Origin of the sequence: Mumia sp. ZJ1417 (genome assembly GCF_014127285.1) — a bacterium.
Taxonomy (GTDB): Bacteria; Actinomycetota; Actinomycetes; order Propionibacteriales; family Nocardioidaceae; genus Mumia.
Genome location: NZ_CP059901.1, coordinates 2,047,784 through 2,064,000, shown reverse-complemented (window position 1 = coordinate 2,064,000; position 16,217 = coordinate 2,047,784). Strand labels below are relative to the sequence as shown.

Sequence of the window (16,217 nt, the reverse complement as noted above, 5' to 3'; positions counted from 1 at the left end):
GAACTCACGATTCCAGGGCCACCAGGAGTTGATGAGGCGGGAGGGGCGCCGTCAGCTACCTTCGCCTCATGGACTTGGTGCGACGGATCACAGCACGGGGGAGCGAGTTCCTGCTCTTTGCCTTGACTCCTCCTCGGATCACGGTCACTCCTGAGCGGGCCCAGGAGATCGCCGACGTGACACAGAAGCGCCTGACTCCGCTGGGTCTCGATGGTCTCGTCCTCTACGACATCGACGACGAGAGCGATCGCAACCCGAAGGAGCGACCGTTTCCGTTCCTGCCCACCATCGACCCTGCAATCTTCCGGGCACAGCACCTGAAAGACTGGAGCACGCCAGTCGTGGTGTATCGGGCTGTCGGCAAGTACGAGGAGAGCGATCTCCGTGCGTGGTTGGAAGCCCAGGACGCCGACGACGCACTGACGGTGTTCGTCGGCGCTTCGTCCCGACACGCGCAGTCAGCGACCTCGCTTGCCCGCGCCCAGGAGCTGTGGGCGCAGACACGACCCAATCTGCAGCTCGGGGGCGTCGCGATTCCCGAACGGCACAGCCGCCGGGGCGAAGAGCATCTACGCCTGATCGCGAAGCAGGAAGCCGGGTGCTCCTTCTTCGTCACGCAGGTCGTCTACGACGTCAACGCAGCGAAGAACCTGGTATCGGACTATCGCTACGAGTGCGCCGCGCGGGGCCTCGAGCCCGTGCCGATCGTGTTCACGTTCTCGGTGTGCGGCTCCCTCAAGACGCTGGAGTTCCTCGGCTGGCTCGGCGTCGACGTACCCCGCTGGATCCAGAATGACCTGCGCCACGCAGACGACACGCTTCAGGCGTCGTACGAGCAGTCACTATGCGCGGCTCGTGAACTGATCGGATACTGCCGACGTATGGGAGTTCCGTTCGGCATCAACGTGGAGAGCGTCTCGATCCGTCTTGCCGAGATTGAGGCCTCGGTGGACCTCGCTCAGGAGCTCGAACGGGAGCTTCGTCGCTAGGGTCCAAGCGTCAGATGAGGCCAGTCGCATCTCCTTCTCCACTCCCGCAGACGGTGCGCCGATAAGCGACATTATGTCAGGTTGTACGTTCTCTGCACTCTCTCAACATGCAGGTTCCAGTCCCCTGGGTTCACTCGTGTGGGCGTGCACAGCCCCTCAAGGCGTGCTGATCCTGACGTCCCGAACCGGAGACATTCGTACGCCGACGGCGCGCTGGGCTCGACGCGAAGGCCGGCTCGGCGTGCCGGTTCATTTCACCGCGCTGTTTCCGTTCATTGCCCCAGACAAGATCGACTCGACCACGACACCGCACGGCGGCGTACGTTATGTAAGGCAAACGCGGTGACCACCCCTCCAGCAGTCCCCTTGCTCAGCTGGCGCTGTCTTCGTCGTTGCGGTTCGCGGCTGCTTCGCGGTCACGGAGCATGCGTTCGACCGCGTACGACGCGTGAGTGTCGTCGATCCGGAACCGCTCCTTGTTGTAGCGCTGCGTCGTCCGCGGATCGGCATGGTCGGCTGCGTCCTGCACTCGATGGAGCGGAACGCCGGCTTCGAGCGCGAGGGTGATGAACGTGTGGCGCAGGCTGTGAGGGCTGATCTTGTCGGCGTCTTCGATGCCCGCGTCGACTGCTGTCTTCTTGATCAGTCGACCGGCGGCCCGCCGGTCCAGCCTCCCGCCACGTGACGTCATGAACACCGGACCGGTCACTCGGTCTCCGACCAGCTCACCAAGCGCCTCCCAGGTCGGCGTCGTGAGCACCACGCTCTTGCGAGCGCCGCCCTTTCGGGTGATCGTCGCGATCCGGTGCTTGCCCCGCCGGGAGAAGTCTTCGACGTCGAGGCCGAGCGCCTCGGAGATCCGTAGCCCGTCGTGGGCAAGAAGGACCATCAGGGCATGTGCTCGAGGTCCACGCTGTCGCGCTGCGTCCAGCAGTGCTGTCACCTCGTCTTCGTCCAGCCCGAGCGTCTGCGAGTCCTGAGGGACCTTCGGCCGTCGCAGGTGCACAGTCGGCGAGACGGCGATCGCGTCCTCGACGACGGCGGTTCGGTAATACCCCGACAGCGTCGAGCATTTCCGAGCGATCGTCGCAGTGCTCGCGCCATGGACGGTCCGCAGCTCGTTGACGTACAGGTCGATGTGGGAGCGACAAACCGCGAGCGGATCCAGCGCGCGTTCTACGCACCACGCGAACCAGCCGCGCAGGTCCCGTTCGTACGCGGCGATGGTGTGCGGTTTGGAGTACTGGACGAGGAAGCGGGCCGCAAGCACAGCCGGCCGTGATGCTTCAGGTACGCGGTCGATCGGGACGAGGAGAACGTTGTCGGCTGCAGCGTGACCCAGCGGCGGCGCCGGAGGAGCTGACAGCGTCACGGGGGTCGGTAGCGACAACGGTGGTCTCCTTCGCACGGCAAGCCTGTCCCCCAGAGTTTCCCATCGGTCCCCCCGGCCCCGCGCGGTGCAGCGCATTTCTCCGAACTCACCACGGTCGTGAGGCCGTTTACCCCATAACCGTGATTATGGGGTAACTCTTGAAGGTAACGGTCCCATAAACTAACCCATGTAAATAAACCCACTCCGCGATAGATACGAGTGGGTTCAATACGAGTTGGTTTAATTGGACGGTGGCCGATATGACAACACCAGAACGCGAACCCACTCCCCCGTCCATTCGTTGCGCGTGGCTCGACTGCGACCGCGACAGGGCTCCCCGTCAGGGCGGACGGGGGCCAGCCCGTATCTACTGCGAACTGCCCGACCCGGTCACCGGTACGCCGCACAACGCGAACAACGCAGCACGACTCCCGAGACGGACCCGCACACCAGGGCCGACACGCGCAACCCCTGCCCCGCCTCACCCCGATGTGGTCGACGAGGACTCGATTGATGCCTTCGCTGCGACCAGCTCGACCTTGAACCGCGCCAATGATCTAGCCGGAGTCCTCGGCCAGATCGTTGGCCAGCTCACTGACTACCTCCGCACCGCAGCCGACCCCGACCTCGCCGAAGCCCAGATCAAGCTTGTCCAGGCCAACGCCGACGAGAGCGTCGCTGTGGCGAAAGCCGAACTCGCTCGCGCCGAGTCACGCATCGGCGAGTTCAAGACCGCGCTCACGAATCGCGAACGAGAAGCAGGCGAAGCCGTGGCCGCGCTAGACGCGGCCAACGCGGAGCTCTCACAAGCGCACAAGGACCTCGAGGGCGCTCACGCCGACCACGAGACGACCACGACAGAGCTGAAGGAGACAACTGGTCAACTTCTGGTTGCCCACGACGCGATCACCGGACTCGAAGAACAGCTTGAGACCACCCGCCGCGAGGTCCGCGATCGCGACCAGACCATCGTCACTCTGAACGACGAACTCGCTGCGACTCGTGAAGCAGCCGGGGCGGCAAGGGCAGACGCCGACCGCTGGCACACCGAGGCGACGGCGGCGAAGAACGAAACCAGATCCGTCACCGAGCTCCTCAACTCCAAGACCATCGACGTTGAGACCGCGAACGCCAAGGCCGCGACAACGGCCGCGCAGCTCGAGGAACGGACCGCTGCGCTCGCCGATATCCGTGAGCAGGCGACCCACTGGCGCAAGGCGACCGAGACGGCCCAGGCGCAGACCGAGTCCGTTCGTACGGCCGCGGAGACGGCCCGTGGCCAGACTGACTCGGTTCGCGCAGAGCTTGCCGAGGAGACGCGACGTACCCGTGAGCTCGCCCAGCAGGTCGCCACGCTCGAGGAGCGGCTCGTCGCAGCATCGCAAGCGGCCGAGAAGGCTAAGAGTCGGGAACAGAAGCGCTGAAACCTCCGACACCTGGGAGCCCTCGTACTCAATACGAGGTCTCCCAGGTGTCGCGTTGCGGAACACACACCAGCGCTTGCGATTCTCAACGAAGTTGGTGGCACCCTCGGGGTCCCGCTGCAAGGATGACGCCCATGACGGCCGACGACGGGACCAATGATCATTGCGTCTTCTGCGCCATCGTGGATGGCGATGCCGAGGCCAGCGTGGTTCATGAGGACGAGCAGGCTGTCGTGTTCATGGATCTGAACCCGGTGACACCGGGCCATCTACTCGTCGTACCTCGCCGCCACGCTGCAGGTCTTGAGGACCTTGACGAGGAGACCAGCACGCATGTTTGGCGTCTCGCTCATCGCCTGGCCCGCGCCTTGCGTAGGTCAGGGTTGCGTTGCGACGGCATCAACGTGTTCATGGCCGACGGAGAGGTCGCATTCCAGGAGGTCTTCCACTTCCACCTGCACGTGATTGCGAGGCATGCAGGAGATGGCTTCACGATCAACGCAGATTGGAAGCAACGATCACGGAGCCTTCTCGACACCGACGCGAGCGCCATCAGGAACGCGCTCGTCAACTCGTGACACTCCCCTGCCCGCGTCGACGCCGCCGTCCACTAGCCTCCCGTTAGGTCGTTCGAGGAACTGAACATGAAGGCAACATCGGTTCTCATCGGTGGGATCGTCGCGACACGAGAATCCAGCAGTCCAAGGGATAGCGCAACTACCTCCCCCGCTCCACCCGCGTTGCTGAGCGCGAGACCTCAGCGCGCTCATCAAGTTCGGCAGAGGTGCGCACGGTGGTCGATCGCGTCGACCAGGACGACGTGGTCGTCGTCGAGGATCTTGACCAGCACGCGATAGTCCCCACGACGTGCTGATCACTCAACGGCTTGGTGACCCGGTGCGGATTCTCCCGCAGGGAGCTGGTCACGAACTCTGTTCGGCAGCCGGGCGAGGTCGCACTGGGCATGCGCAGTGAGCTCAACCCGCCACGTTGGCTCACGCACCGCAGCACCGTCAAGCGTGACTCCAGATCTCGGACGCCATCAGCACCGCCGCCGGCCGCCCATGGCAGGTGATCGTCACGATCTCGTGGGTCGCCTCGGCCTCTTCGACCAGACTCGACAGCTTGTTCCCAATTCACTCGGGCCTGCGAATTCACCCACGCAGCGCCTGGTTGAGCCGTGCCGCCTGACGCGTGAGGTGATCGCGCTCGGCGAGGTTGGTCGCGACCCGCGCTGCGTCGGCGTACAGCCTCGCCGCCGCCGGCAGGTCCCCCGCCTTCTCGTGAAGGTACGCCGACGCCGCCGTGTGCCGCGGCAATCCAGGATCGACCTCGGCCAACGTCGCGAGCCCCGCCTGGGCACCATCAGCCTCTCCGACGGCGACGGCCCGGTTGAGCGCCACGACGGGACTTCCCGTGAGCCGCAGCAGCTCGTCGTACCAGCTGACGATCTGCACCCAGTCGGTCTCCTTGGCGCGTGGCGCGTCGGCATGCAGGGCGGCGATGGCAGCCTGGGCCTGGTACTCCCCCAGCCGGTCACGACGCAACGCCGCCTGCACGACGTCGACCCCCTCCGCGATCAGTCGGGTGTCCCACAGGGTCCGGTCCTGCTCAGCCAGCGGTACGAGGCTGCCGTCAGGCCGGATCCTGGCCGGTCGCCGCGCGTGGTGCAACAGCATCAGCGCCAGCAGCCCGGCAGTCTCCTCGTCCTCGGTCATCGACGCGAGCTGCCGCGTGAGCCGGATCGCCTCGGCCGCCAGGTCGACGTCGCCCGTGTAGCCCTGGTTGAAGACCAGATAGAGCACCCTCAACACTGTCGCCAGATCCCCGGGCGACTCGAACCGTACGCCGCTGACCGTCCGTTTGGCACGGCTGATCCGCTGCGCCATGGTCGCCTCGGGTACGAGGTACGCCTCAGCGATCTGCCGGGTCGTCAGGCCGCCGACGGCGCGCAGCGTCAGCGCCACCGCCGACGCGGGAGTCAGTGACGGGTGCGCGCACAGGAAGTACACCTGCAGCGTGTCGTCGCTCGACGCCGCAGGTCCGGGTGTCGGCTCGTCGTCGACCCGCCGCTCCCGCTCACGTCGCGACGCCTCCGACCGGTGGGCGTCGACGAACTTGCGCCAAGCGACCGTGACGAGCCACGCCTTCGGATCGGCCGGCGGCCGGTCCGGCCAGGACTGCGAGGCCTGGACGAGTGCTTCCTGTACGGAGTCCTCGGCGGTCGCGAAGTCCACTCCGCGGCGGACGAGGACGCCGATCACCGCGGGTGTCAGCTCCCGTACGAGCAGCTCGTCCATCACCTGATCCGTCCTGGCCGAACCGGTCACTCGGTGACCGTCGGCGGCTCGCTCAGGAAGGGACGGAGCTCGAGCCACTCGTGGATCGGCTTCCCACCGGCTCCCGGCGCTGCCGACAGCTCGCCCGCGAGCTCGAGCGCTCGGTCGTACGAGTCGACGTCGATCACCATCCAGCCCGCGATCAGGTCCTTCGTCTCCGGGAACGGACCGTCGGTCACCGGCGGCCGCCCCTCACCGTCGTACCGGACGAACGTCCCCTCGGGTGCGAGAGCCTGACCGTCGACGTACTCCCCGGTGCCCTCGAGCCGAGAGGCGAAGTCGGCCATGTACTGGATGTGGTTCGTGATCTCCTCCGGTGTCCACTGGCCCATCGGGACGCTGTTCACGGCCTCGGGGGCGCCGCGATAGTGCTTGAGAAGCAGGTACTTCGCCATGATGATCTCCTTGATGCGCTACGGCCGTGGTGGCCGCGTCTGCCCCTGGGACGGAGCCGCCGTGCCGTTCTCGACATCGGTACGGCGGCAACTTACGCCTTATCGCGTTGCGGGGCACTCCTCCACGTGCCTAACGTCGGGCGATGACCAGCCAGCTCTTCGCCCTGACCTTCGACGCGCACGACCCGCTCCGCCTCGCGCAGTTCTGGGAAGGTCTTCTGGGTGGGGAGGTGACTGGCTCCCCCAGCGACGGCATCACGCTCCTCCCGAGCGAGGATCCCGGGTTCCGACTCCAGTTCGCACCGAGCGAGCAGAGGAAGGTCGGCCAGAACCAGACCCACTTCGACCTGACGAGCGCGTCCCTCGAGGAGCAGCAGCAGACGGTGGCGAGAGCCCTCGAGCTCGGTGGCCGCCACCTCGACATCGGTCAGCTTCCAGAGGAGGAGCACGTGGTGCTCGCCGATCCGGAGGGCAACGAGTTCTGCGTGATCGAGCCGGGCAACCACTTCCTCGCCGACTGCGGCTTCATCGGGGCGCTCTCGTGCGACGGCTCGCAGGAGGTCGGCTACTTCTGGAGCGAAGCGTTGGGGTGGCCGCTGGTGTGGGACCAGGACCAGGAGACCGCGATCCGTTCGCCGCACGGCGGCCCGAAGGTCACCTGGGGCGGTCCTCCCCTGATGCCGAAGACGGGCAAGAACCGGCTGCACTTCGATCTCGCTCCCCCGGCCGACGGCGATCAGCAGACGGAGGTCGACCGGCTCATCTCCCTCGGTGCGACGCGGCTCGACATCGGGCAGGGTGACGTCGACTGGGTCGTGATGGCTGATCCCGACGGCAACGCGTTCTGCGTGCTGGCGTGATCACGTCTGACGCCGAGGTCGCGATCGCGGCCGCAGAGGCCGGCGCCGACGTCGCGCTGACCGATCAGGGCGCTGTCACCGCTGCGGCCTCCGCCGACCCGGTCACCGGTGAGCTCTTCTGGACGGACGGCGACCGCGCGTTCCGGCGGTACGAGGACGAGGACGTCCCTCTTCAGCCCACCGCGCTCTCGATGCTCGTCGACGTGAACTGCGACGGGCCTCTCGATCGGCCGTTCGTCGGTGGGAAGCTGGTGGCCGACGCGCGGCGTACGTCTCGGACGGGCAGTTCCGGGACAACCTCCACGTCGCCGCGGGCATCGCGATCTGCGAGGCAGGAGGCTGCGTCGTCAGCGATCTCGCCGGGGATGCCCTCCACACCGGGCGGGGCCTCCTCATCTCGGCGGACGACGTCACGCACCAGGCGCTGCTCGAGGTCGTCCGCCCTCACCTGCTGGCGATGCTCGCGGCGCCCGAGCCGCTCAGTGCCAGTCGCTGATCCGGACGTCGTTCGGCGCGGGCTCGCCCTCCCCCGTCTCCAGCATCGACTTGAGACTCAGCAGGAACGTCGCCCACTTGGTGCTGCAGTGGTGCATGAACTCCACCGGCTCGCGCCAACCTCGGTGGGCGAACATCACGATGGTGAAGTCACCCTCTGTACGGAGGTCCCAGCTGATCTGCGTACCGACCCACTCCTCGGGACCGTCGATCACCTCCCAAAGGACGTGCTCGGCCGAACGCGTGTCGACAACCTTCATGTCGAAGCCGCCGAACGGTGGGAACCGGAACTCCAAGACCCCTCCAGTCGTCCCGTCGCCACTCGTGTCAGCGGTCCACCAGCCGGCGAGTCCTTCTGCTGTCGTCAGTGCCTCGTACACCGCGTCGCGCGGTGCCGTCATTCCCACTCGGTGCAGGATGTCTACCATCGTTCTCTCCTCTTGTCGGTGCGGCCGCGGTCGCGGCCACGTCACGCTCGCTTCGTCTTCTCGATCGCCTCGGCGATCTGCTTGATCCGTCGCAGCCGCGCGTCCCATGTGCTGCCGACGGCGTTGAGCTGCACCACAGCGCGCTCGAGCTGGGCCTCATCGACCCGGTAGCGCCGCTCGCGCCCCAACGGCGTCCCCTCGACCAGCCCCACGCGATCGAGCACGCCCAGGTGCTTCGAGACCGCCTGCCGCGTCACCGGAAGCTGCTCACTCAGTGAGGTCGCCGTGCCGGCGCCGTTGGCCAGCAGGAGGTCGAGCAGCTGCCGCCGGGTCGGGTCACCGATGGCCGACCACAGGTCGTCGTCGATCGCACCGGTCATCGTGCTGACACCAGGTCTTCGGCGTACGAGCCGAGCCTCGGGACGTACAGGTCCCAGCCGGCGACGTGGTCGTTGTACTGCTGCTCGAGGACCGCCGCCTCCCAACCCCGTTCACGGAACCCCGTCTCGGTGAGCTTGAGCAGCGTGCCTGATCCGGTCGGGACGAGCTCGAAGGTCACGAGCAACGAGTTGCCGTCGACCGCGCGCTCCCCCGCCGGGTGCGTCCACCGGAAGGTGAAAAGCCGAGGCGGCTCGACGACGAGGACGGTCATCGCGCTCACCTGAGCCCGCGGATCGTCCCCCTCGGCCCACACGAGCTCCCCCGACATGCCAGGCGTCGGCTGCACGTCGGACTCGGCGTACCACCACTCCCGCACATGCTCAGGCTGGCTGATCACCTCGAACACCACCTCGGGCGGCGCCTCGATCTGGATCTCGCGCTCGATGCTGGCGTACTCCATGGCGTCTCCCGTTATTCGCAACCTTTGGTTGCTCCTTACGGTACCGCCGCATCTCGCGATGCGCAACCATCAGTTGCGCAAAGGTGCGGCGAGCGTCAGGAACCGAACGCCACGTCGGCCGCGTCCACGACGGCGGCCGTACGACCGGGAGCCGCCTGGAAGCCCCAGTAGAGGTTGGTGTGGGCGATGACCCCTGGTGCCGGCGGCGCACCGGGGATGTCGCTCGTCGTGTGCGCGTCGCCGACCAGCGTGACGTCGTACCCGCGGGCGAACGCACCGTGGATCGTCGACCGGATGCACGCATCGGTTTGCGCTCCGGCGACGATGAGTGCGCCGACAGCCGTCCGCGCAAGCACGTCCTCGAAGTCCGTGGCCTCGAACGCGTCCTGGTAGTGCTTGTGCACCACCGACTCGCTCTCCCCCGGCACGAGCTCAGGAACGTACGCCCAGTCCTCGCTCCCCTCGACGAGGTGGTCGTCGGAGTGCTGCACCCACATGACGGGGACGCCCGCTGAGCGGGCGCGGTCGACGAGCCCAGCGATGTCGGCGACCACGCGGTCGCGGTCGTGGGCGTCGGCGACGACACCGTTCTGGACGTCGATCACGACCAGGGCCTGGTTGGGGCGATCGGACAACGTGGTCATGGGGTGCTCCCTCCGGCGGCCGGCGGGCCCGGCCTTGCGGCCACGCTAACCCTCGCCTCTGACAGTGGTGAGGACCCAAGACCGGGACGCAAACCGGGACTCCTCGGACACTCGCCCGGCTAGCGTCGGCGCATGGGACTCGACGCCGACTACCCCGCCGTGGTCACGACCGGCACGCAGCCCGTCGCCGTCTGGGACGGCGCACGGCACGTCATCGACCATCTCGCCCCTCCCGACGGGCCGGGCTCGCACGCGAATGTGACGTGCTGGATCGACCGCGCGAACGGCCGCTGGTATCGCACGCTCTGGAATTTCGGGCTGCCGGCAGGATCCTTCGCGTACGTCTCTGCCGACTTCACGCACGTCTTCCATCCTGGCAACCGCTTCCCGCTGCACGAGTGCGCGACGACCTCGGATACGCCCGGCCCGCGCTGGCGCGTCAATCCGTGGCTCGTCAGCGTCGCCGTGACCGGGGGTGTGCTCGCGGCGGCAGCGGCCCTCAAGAAGCGCCGTCGCGTACGACCACCCGGCCGCCCCGTGCCGCCCGAACCACCCGAGTCACCGCACGGCCTCGAGTGACCGAACGCCGTCGCTCCGTCGTCGATCAGACCGGGTACGGCACCCGCCGGCGGGCGTCCTTCAAGACCGTCGCCCACCAGTCGAGCTGATCGAGCATCGCCTTCGCGTACACCGCCGTCTGCTCGTCGTTCGGCAGACCGGCGTCCATGTCGAAGTTCAGGAAGTAGTTCGGGAAGGACAACCCGTCGCGGATCGTCACGGCGTGCAGCTCGGTCAGCACGTTCTCGAGGTGGAGCACGGCATGGCGTCCGCCGGCTGCTCCCCCATAGCTCACGAACGCCACGGGCTTGGCCGTCCACTGGGTGAAGTGCCAGTCGATCGCCGCCTTGAGTGACGCGGGATAGCTGTGGTTGTACTCGGGGGTCACGATGACGAATGCCTCGGCGGCGTCTAACCGCTCCGTCAGTTCGAGCATCCCCGCCGGTCGCGGGTAGGCCTCCCCCGCGAGCTTCGGCGACTCCGCAGGCAGAGCCAGTGGGACATCGGCGTCCGCAAGATCGACCACGTCGACCTCGAAACCACCGTGTGCGCGTGCCTGCTCGGCGACCCATGAGGCCACGACGGGACCGAAGCGACCCACTCGGACACTGCCGACCAGGATGACAAGTCTGCTGTTCTCGCTCATGTCTCCAGCGTGGAGACAACGGCGCGCCACAACCAGACCGCGCTCAGGCTGGCCCCCACAGGGCCACCTTCGTACGAGGGAGTACGGCGCGCACCGCCGTACTGTGGTGGTCATGAGCACGCCCCTCGGCGACTTCGTCCGCGCACGTCGCGACGCCACGAAGCCGGAGTCGCTCGGCCTCCCGTCTGGCGACCGGCGCCGCACTCCCGGCCTGCGTCGCATGGAGCTGGCCGCGCTCGCCGGCATCAGCGTCGAGTACCTCACCCGCATCGAGCAGGGGCGCGACCGCAACCCCTCGATCCAGGTCGTGCACGCCCTCGCCGAGGCGCTCCAGCTCGACGTCACCGACCGAGAGCACCTGCACCACCTCACCAAGGCGACGTCCGGCGAGTGCGTCAGCGTGGTCCCGCACCAGACATCGGTGCGGCCGGCCGTCCAGGCGATCCTCGACCAGCTCGAGCCCGGCATCGCCGCGGTCGTCAACCGGATCGGTGACCTCCTCTCCCACACATCTGGCTTCGACCGGCTGGCGCGTCCCCTCGGCGTGCTCGACGGAGCGGAGCCAAATCTGACCCGCTTCGTCCTCACCGACAAGAGAGCACGCCACGCGTTCCCCGACTGGGAACGCATCGCCGACGAGCGCGTGGCGGAGCTGTGGCAGGGCCCCGCGACGGATCGTTCGAGGTCGTTCACCGCCGAGATGGCGGCGGTCGCTGGGGACGATTTCACCGGCCGCCTCAGCGGTCACACGGCGGTGTCCCGCGGCACCCAGCAGTGGCTCCACCCGGTCGCAGGCGAGCTGCGCCTGGACTGCGAGGTCCTCGAGCTGCCTGCTGCCGACAGTCAGCAGATCATGGTCCTCGTCCCCACGGACGACCCGACCGCGGCCGCGCTCGAGTCGCTGCGCCTACGCGCCGCCGGCACGCTGCGGGCCGTCTGACCTGGCCACAACCATGGCGCCACCGATCGGCCTAGGCTGAGCGGATGCTCACCTCCACCACCGATGTCGCCGTCGTCGGCGCAGGGATCGTCGGCCTCGCGACCGCGTACGAGCTGACCCGCGCGGGTGCCTCGGTGACCGTGTACGAGGCCGGAGCCCCTGGGGGCGGACAGTCCGCCGGTGACGCGCGGATCTTCCGGCATGCCCACGTGGACGCACGTCTAGCCGGCTTCGTCACCCGGTCGCGCGCGATCTGGCGGGAGTGGAGCGACACCTTCGGCACCGAGCTCGTCTCCCCGGACGGAGCGGTCGCGCTCGGCCCAGCCGTCGAGTCTCGGATGCAGGTGCTCCGCACGTTGGCCGACGTCACCGTACGTCCGCTCGACGCCGCCGAGCTCCGCGCCCGCCTTCCCCTGCTCGCCCCGTACGACGGACCCGCGATGCTCGACGAGACCGGTGGCGCCATCCGTACGCGCGCCGCCGTGACGCGCCTCAGCGCCGCCCTCGGTGACGCGCTTGTCCGTGACCACGTCCTGACTCTGCGACGGACGGCGAGCGGGACCGTCGAGGTCCGCACGGGCACCCGCCGCGGCACGCACGCGTACGTCGTGGTCTGCGCAGGCCTCGGCACTGCCCCGCTTGCGCACGGCATCGGCCTGTCGCTTCCGGTCCAGGTGTCGGCGCACGTGCGGGTCACGTTCGCCGTGCGCGAGGCCCCGCCACGCCGCCTCGCCACGCTCCAGGACTCCAGCGGCGCCTTCGGAGAGGAGGGCGTCTACGCGGCACCCGTCCCCGACAACAGCCGGTACGGCGTCGGCCTCGCCGCGTCGGTCCCTGTGAACGACGACGGCCGGTCGATCGATCCAGCAGCGCTGGACGCCCTCGCGACCCGAGCCGCCGACTACGTCCGCGTCGCGCTGCCGGGGCTCGACCCGACGCCGGTCGGGCACGTGCACTGCTGGGTCACGACACTCCCCTGGGGCGACGACGGAGTCGCGGTGTGGGAGGACGACGGGATCGCCTTCGTCGCTGGCCACAACCTCTACAAGCAGGCGCCCGCGCTCGGCGTCGAGCTCGCCGCCCTAGCGATGACGGGGACCCTGGCCGACGAGCTGCGCCCCGCGGCACGCCTCGGGCGCGACTGAGCGCGCCCCGACCAGCCTCAGCCTCAGGCGTCGATCTGGTCCCGCCGCGCCTCGACGATCCGTACGGCGAGGTCGGCGGGCAGCGGGGCGTCCGGCTGGAACCTGATCGTTCCCTTCGCCGTGTCGTACGAGGCCAGGTCGTCCTCGAACTGCGCGACAACGTCGCTGCTGAACGGGAAGAGCGACAGGTGCTTCTTCGTCGACATCACACTGACCAGGGGTTTGCCCCGGTAGACGAGCGCCGGCATCCCATAGCCCTTGCCCTGCTCGGCGTCGGGAACCGCCTCAGCGACCGCAGCGTACACACCGGCCACCACGGAGCGGCGCGGCTCCTCGAGCTCTGACACATAGTCGTCGACCGTTCCCATCGGGCCAGCGTAGGTGCGGTGACGTCTACTCGCTGGGCGTGCGCGACGCCGCCACCGGTCCGGCCCACCCATAGACGCGCGAAAACCGCACGGTCACGAGGACACGACGCTCCGCGACCATCGCCGCCCGGAACTCGTCCCAGTCGGGGTGCTCGCCTCGTACGGCCCGGTAGTGCGCGACGAGGGCCTCCACCGCCGCATCCTCCGGGTGGGCCGCCGCCGGACCGACCTCCGCGTCGCCCTCTCCGACCGCGTACGACGCAAGCTCATCGGTCGTCGCGTAGTAGCTCGCCCGCGGGTCACGCTGGAGGTTGCGGACCTTCGCGCGGTCGGCAGTTGTCGAGATGAGGACGGCATCGGCCTCCGGGTCGTACAGGTGCCCGACGTTCGACAGCTGCGGCCGCCCGTCGCGCTTGAGCGTCACCAGCACACCGCGCCAGGACCCGGCAAAGATCTCCCTCAGGTCATTCACGGCGAGATCCTTCCATGCGCGGGCTCGTCGAGCGAGCGAATACTCAGGGCTGTCGCGCCAGCTGTGCCGCGTACACGTCGGTGTCGACGTTGCCCCCGGTGACGACGACACCGACGATATGGCCGGCGTTGCGGTCGCGCTCCTGCGTGGCGGCAGCGGTGGCCGCGGCTCCCGCACCCTCGGCGACGTTGTGGGTCGTCCGGTACAGCAGCCTCATCGCGTCGGAGACCTCGTCGTCGCTCACCACGACCACCCGCGAGATCCCGTCGCGGATCAGCGCGAGTGCCTCCGCCACCGGCGTACGGCACGCCATCCCGTCGGCCAGCCGTGTCGTCACCGGCGTGGACACCAGCGCGCCCGCCTCCAGCGAGTCCGCGTACGCCCGCGCACCCGCGGACACGACCCCTACCACCTCGGCGCGGTGCCCGAGCGCGGCCTTCGCCGCGAGCATCCCGCACGCCCCGGAGCCGAGCCCGATCGGGACATAGACGACGTCGAGGTCGGGCACCGCCGACAGATACTCCAGCGCGTAGGTGCCCGCTCCGGCGACCAGCCACGGGTGGAAGTTGGGCGCGAGCGCGATCCCCCGCTTCGTGGCGAGGGCGCGTGCGTGCTCGAGCGAGTCCTGGAAGTCGGCTCCGTGCTCGATCAGCTCGGCGCCGAGCGCCTGCATCGCTGCGTTCTTCTCGCGGCTGTTGCCCCTCGGCACGACGACGGTGGCGGGAATACTGCGGCGCCCCGCCGCGTACGCGAGCGCCTGCCCGTGGTTGCCTCGCGTCGCCGAGACGACGCCCGTGGGCAGCGCCCCGCTGCGTGCGAGCCGGTCGAAGTAGACGAGCGCACTGCGCGCCTTGAACGCCCCGAGCGGCGTGTGGTTCTCGTGCTTGGCCCAGACCGTCGCGCCCAGCTCCTCGCTGAGCAACGGCCATACCTGCTGCGGCGTCGGCGCGAACGCTGCACGCACCGCGCGGGTGGCGTCGAGCAGGTCGGCGTGGTCAGGCAGGCCGGTGGCGGTGGGCACGGTGTCAGTGGACGTACTCATCTGCCGATGATGCCACCGTAGGCCGATGAGTTCGCCCGTCCGGCGGCGTCCACCCTTGACCACCGACCTACGAGGAGATCCATGCGCACCGTGTACGCGTTCCTGCTGACGTCCGTCGACGGCTATCACGCTGACGCAGCCGGAGGGACGGACTGGTTCGACATCGACGAGGAGTTCGAGGAGTACTCACGCGCTCAGGGTGACCACATCGACACGATCGTGATGGGACGCGTCACCTTCGAGATGATGGCGGCCTACTGGCCGACCCCGCAGGCGTACGACGCGGACCAGGTCGTCGCCGGCTTCATGAACGACCTCCCCAAGGTCGTGGCCTCACGGACGATGACGACGCACTCCTGGGGTCCGACGACGTTCGTCGCCGACGACATCGCGGGGCACGTCCGTGCGCTCAAGGAGAAGCCGGGCAAGGACATCGCGATCTTCGGCAGCTCCTCTCTCGTCGCGGACCTGCTCCCGACGGGGGTCGTCGACGAGCTGCGGATCATCGTCGACCCGGTCGCGCTCGGCAGTGGTGTCCCCGTGCTCTCCGGCCTCCCGGGGCCGATCCCGCTGCGCCGTACGGACGTGCGCGTGTTCGACAACGGCCATGTCGTGCTGACGTACGCACCCGTGCTGAGCTGACGTCAGAGCGCGATGCTCACCGGGAACGTCGCGATCCACGCGATCGCGCCGATCAGGACGACGTAGCCGGCGATGATCATCACCGTCTGCAGCCGGCGACTGCCGATCTTGGTGCTCATGCCCGCAAAGAAGAGCGCGACGGCGTACAGGACGACGGTGAGCACGTAGTTGCTCGCGCGCTGGATGTCCTCCCTCACCTCGGCCGCCGAGGCCTCCGCCTCCCGGTCGAGCTGGTCCGCCTTCTTGTCGGCGGCGAGGGTGTACTCCGGCATCGCGAACGGCGTCGGCGGCGCGGTGGCGTCGGTGAACGGGTCCGTCGCCCTCCAGGCCTCGAACGCCGTCCGGAACTCAGGCCGGAACCTCGCCTCGAAGAACGCCGCGAGCTGCGGCTCACCGCCGCGGTCGGCATCGACCCATGCGATGAAGGTGGCGACGTCGATCTCGGTCTGGGCCTCGGCCAGACCCTGTTCCCGGGCGGCCTCCACCCGGATCGCGCTGGTACGGCTCGCCGCCTCCGCCTGCTCGCCGTGCCAGCGCGTGGCCTGGTAGCTGCTCCACGACGTGGCGACCGCCGCCACCACCAGCAGCACGGTCACCGCGAGCTCGCGGAGCATGCT

22 protein-coding genes are annotated in these 16,217 nt (G+C 68.4%); 8 read left to right on the top strand and 14 right to left on the bottom strand.

The features are described 5' to 3' along the window. Positions 1 to 68: 68 nt before the first annotated feature. Positions 69 to 989, top strand: coding sequence for a methylenetetrahydrofolate reductase (locus H4N58_RS10020; protein WP_167250991.1), 921 nt, complete (start codon positions 69 to 71; stop codon positions 987 to 989). 370 nt (positions 990 to 1,359) lie between these two features. Here the strand turns inward: H4N58_RS10020 and H4N58_RS10015 are convergent, their stop codons facing one another. Then, positions 1,360 to 2,379 (bottom strand): tyrosine-type recombinase/integrase, encoded by a 1,020-nt coding sequence (locus H4N58_RS10015; RefSeq protein ID WP_167250993.1) that lies wholly within the window; start codon positions 2,377 to 2,379, stop codon positions 1,360 to 1,362. A gap of 473 nt (positions 2,380 to 2,852) precedes the next feature. Between H4N58_RS10015 and H4N58_RS10010 the strand changes: the two genes are divergently transcribed. Then, a complete protein-coding gene (locus tag H4N58_RS10010; RefSeq protein ID WP_167250995.1) occupies positions 2,853 to 3,785 on the top strand; it encodes a hypothetical protein in 933 nt (310 codons plus the stop codon). A gap of 134 nt (positions 3,786 to 3,919) precedes the next feature. Then, the gene (locus tag H4N58_RS10005; protein ID WP_167002650.1) at positions 3,920 to 4,363 is read left to right on the top strand and encodes an HIT family protein; all 444 of its coding nucleotides are present in this window, start codon (positions 3,920 to 3,922) and stop codon (positions 4,361 to 4,363) included. Between the two features lie 435 nt (positions 4,364 to 4,798). Here H4N58_RS10005 and H4N58_RS20945 read toward each other — a convergent pair whose 3' ends face one another. The 3 genes from H4N58_RS20945 to H4N58_RS09990 are packed head-to-tail and all read right to left on the bottom strand — an operon-like array spanning position 4,799 to position 6,519. Further along, positions 4,799 to 4,909 carry a type II toxin-antitoxin system Phd/YefM family antitoxin gene (locus H4N58_RS20945; protein ID WP_370465469.1) on the bottom strand — a complete coding sequence of 37 codons (111 nt, stop codon included), beginning with the start codon at positions 4,907 to 4,909 and terminating at the stop codon, positions 4,799 to 4,801. A 30-nt stretch (positions 4,910 to 4,939) separates the two neighbouring features. Next, positions 4,940 to 6,085, bottom strand: a complete 1,146-nt coding sequence (locus H4N58_RS09995) for an RNA polymerase sigma factor (RefSeq protein ID WP_167002648.1) — start codon at positions 6,083 to 6,085, stop codon at positions 4,940 to 4,942. Between the two features lie 26 nt (positions 6,086 to 6,111). Beyond that, on the bottom strand, positions 6,112 to 6,519 hold the full coding sequence (locus H4N58_RS09990) for a YciI family protein (protein WP_167250997.1): 408 nt from the start codon (positions 6,517 to 6,519) through the stop codon (positions 6,112 to 6,114). 143 nt (positions 6,520 to 6,662) lie between these two features. Between H4N58_RS09990 and H4N58_RS09985 the strand changes: the two genes are divergently transcribed. Then, entirely contained in the window at positions 6,663 to 7,379 is a 717-nt protein-coding gene (locus H4N58_RS09985; protein ID WP_167002644.1) for a VOC family protein, read from the top strand. Positions 7,380 to 7,551: 172 nt separating this feature from the next. Here the strand turns inward: H4N58_RS09985 and H4N58_RS09980 are convergent, their stop codons facing one another. The 5 genes from H4N58_RS09980 to H4N58_RS09960 form a co-directional block, all read right to left on the bottom strand. Next, a complete protein-coding gene (locus tag H4N58_RS09980; protein ID WP_167250999.1) occupies positions 7,552 to 7,827 on the bottom strand; it encodes a hypothetical protein in 276 nt (91 codons plus the stop codon). A 31-nt stretch (positions 7,828 to 7,858) separates the two neighbouring features. After that, on the bottom strand, positions 7,859 to 8,275 hold the full coding sequence (locus H4N58_RS09975; RefSeq protein ID WP_255490709.1) for an SRPBCC domain-containing protein: 417 nt from the start codon (positions 8,273 to 8,275) through the stop codon (positions 7,859 to 7,861). A gap of 68 nt (positions 8,276 to 8,343) precedes the next feature. Continuing rightward, on the bottom strand, positions 8,344 to 8,682 hold the full coding sequence (locus H4N58_RS09970) for a metalloregulator ArsR/SmtB family transcription factor (protein ID WP_167002639.1): 339 nt from the start codon (positions 8,680 to 8,682) through the stop codon (positions 8,344 to 8,346). After that, a complete protein-coding gene (locus H4N58_RS09965) occupies positions 8,679 to 9,143 on the bottom strand; it encodes an SRPBCC domain-containing protein (protein ID WP_167002637.1) in 465 nt (154 codons plus the stop codon). The genes H4N58_RS09970 and H4N58_RS09965 overlap by 4 nt, the downstream gene beginning before the upstream one ends. A gap of 95 nt (positions 9,144 to 9,238) precedes the next feature. Beyond that, positions 9,239 to 9,787 carry an isochorismatase family protein gene (locus H4N58_RS09960; protein ID WP_167002635.1) on the bottom strand — a complete coding sequence of 183 codons (549 nt, stop codon included), beginning with the start codon at positions 9,785 to 9,787 and terminating at the stop codon, positions 9,239 to 9,241. Positions 9,788 to 9,919: 132 nt separating this feature from the next. Between H4N58_RS09960 and H4N58_RS09955 the strand changes: the two genes are divergently transcribed. Then, positions 9,920 to 10,366, top strand: coding sequence for a hypothetical protein (locus tag H4N58_RS09955; protein WP_167002633.1), 447 nt, complete (start codon positions 9,920 to 9,922; stop codon positions 10,364 to 10,366). A gap of 25 nt (positions 10,367 to 10,391) precedes the next feature. Here the strand turns inward: H4N58_RS09955 and H4N58_RS09950 are convergent, their stop codons facing one another. After that, positions 10,392 to 10,991: an NADPH-dependent FMN reductase gene (locus H4N58_RS09950; RefSeq protein ID WP_167002631.1), complete on the bottom strand. Its 600-nt coding sequence runs from the start codon at positions 10,989 to 10,991 to the stop codon at positions 10,392 to 10,394. A 112-nt stretch (positions 10,992 to 11,103) separates the two neighbouring features. Between H4N58_RS09950 and H4N58_RS09945 the strand changes: the two genes are divergently transcribed. Then, positions 11,104 to 11,931, top strand: a complete 828-nt coding sequence (locus H4N58_RS09945; protein ID WP_167002629.1) for a helix-turn-helix domain-containing protein — start codon at positions 11,104 to 11,106, stop codon at positions 11,929 to 11,931. Positions 11,932 to 11,975: 44 nt separating this feature from the next. Continuing rightward, on the top strand, positions 11,976 to 13,076 hold the full coding sequence (locus tag H4N58_RS09940; RefSeq protein WP_167002627.1) for an FAD-binding oxidoreductase: 1,101 nt from the start codon (positions 11,976 to 11,978) through the stop codon (positions 13,074 to 13,076). Between the two features lie 23 nt (positions 13,077 to 13,099). On the opposite strand, the gene H4N58_RS09935 is transcribed toward H4N58_RS09940, so the two are convergent. From H4N58_RS09935 to H4N58_RS09925, 3 genes are read right to left on the bottom strand one after another with little or no spacing between them, the layout of a single operon-like run. Further along, on the bottom strand, positions 13,100 to 13,444 hold the full coding sequence (locus tag H4N58_RS09935) for an iron chaperone (RefSeq protein WP_167002625.1): 345 nt from the start codon (positions 13,442 to 13,444) through the stop codon (positions 13,100 to 13,102). A gap of 25 nt (positions 13,445 to 13,469) precedes the next feature. Further along, the gene (locus H4N58_RS09930; protein ID WP_167002623.1) at positions 13,470 to 13,916 is read right to left on the bottom strand and encodes a PPOX class F420-dependent oxidoreductase; all 447 of its coding nucleotides are present in this window, start codon (positions 13,914 to 13,916) and stop codon (positions 13,470 to 13,472) included. 43 nt (positions 13,917 to 13,959) lie between these two features. Then, the gene (locus H4N58_RS09925; RefSeq protein WP_167251001.1) at positions 13,960 to 14,958 is read right to left on the bottom strand and encodes a threonine dehydratase; all 999 of its coding nucleotides are present in this window, start codon (positions 14,956 to 14,958) and stop codon (positions 13,960 to 13,962) included. An 81-nt stretch (positions 14,959 to 15,039) separates the two neighbouring features. Between H4N58_RS09925 and H4N58_RS09920 the strand changes: the two genes are divergently transcribed. Beyond that, positions 15,040 to 15,600, top strand: a complete 561-nt coding sequence (locus H4N58_RS09920; protein WP_167251003.1) for a dihydrofolate reductase family protein — start codon at positions 15,040 to 15,042, stop codon at positions 15,598 to 15,600. Positions 15,601 to 15,602: 2 nt separating this feature from the next. Here the strand turns inward: H4N58_RS09920 and H4N58_RS09915 are convergent, their stop codons facing one another. Further along, on the bottom strand, positions 15,603 to 16,214 hold the full coding sequence (locus H4N58_RS09915; protein ID WP_167251005.1) for a hypothetical protein: 612 nt from the start codon (positions 16,212 to 16,214) through the stop codon (positions 15,603 to 15,605). Between the last annotated feature and the right edge of the window lie 3 nt (positions 16,215 to 16,217).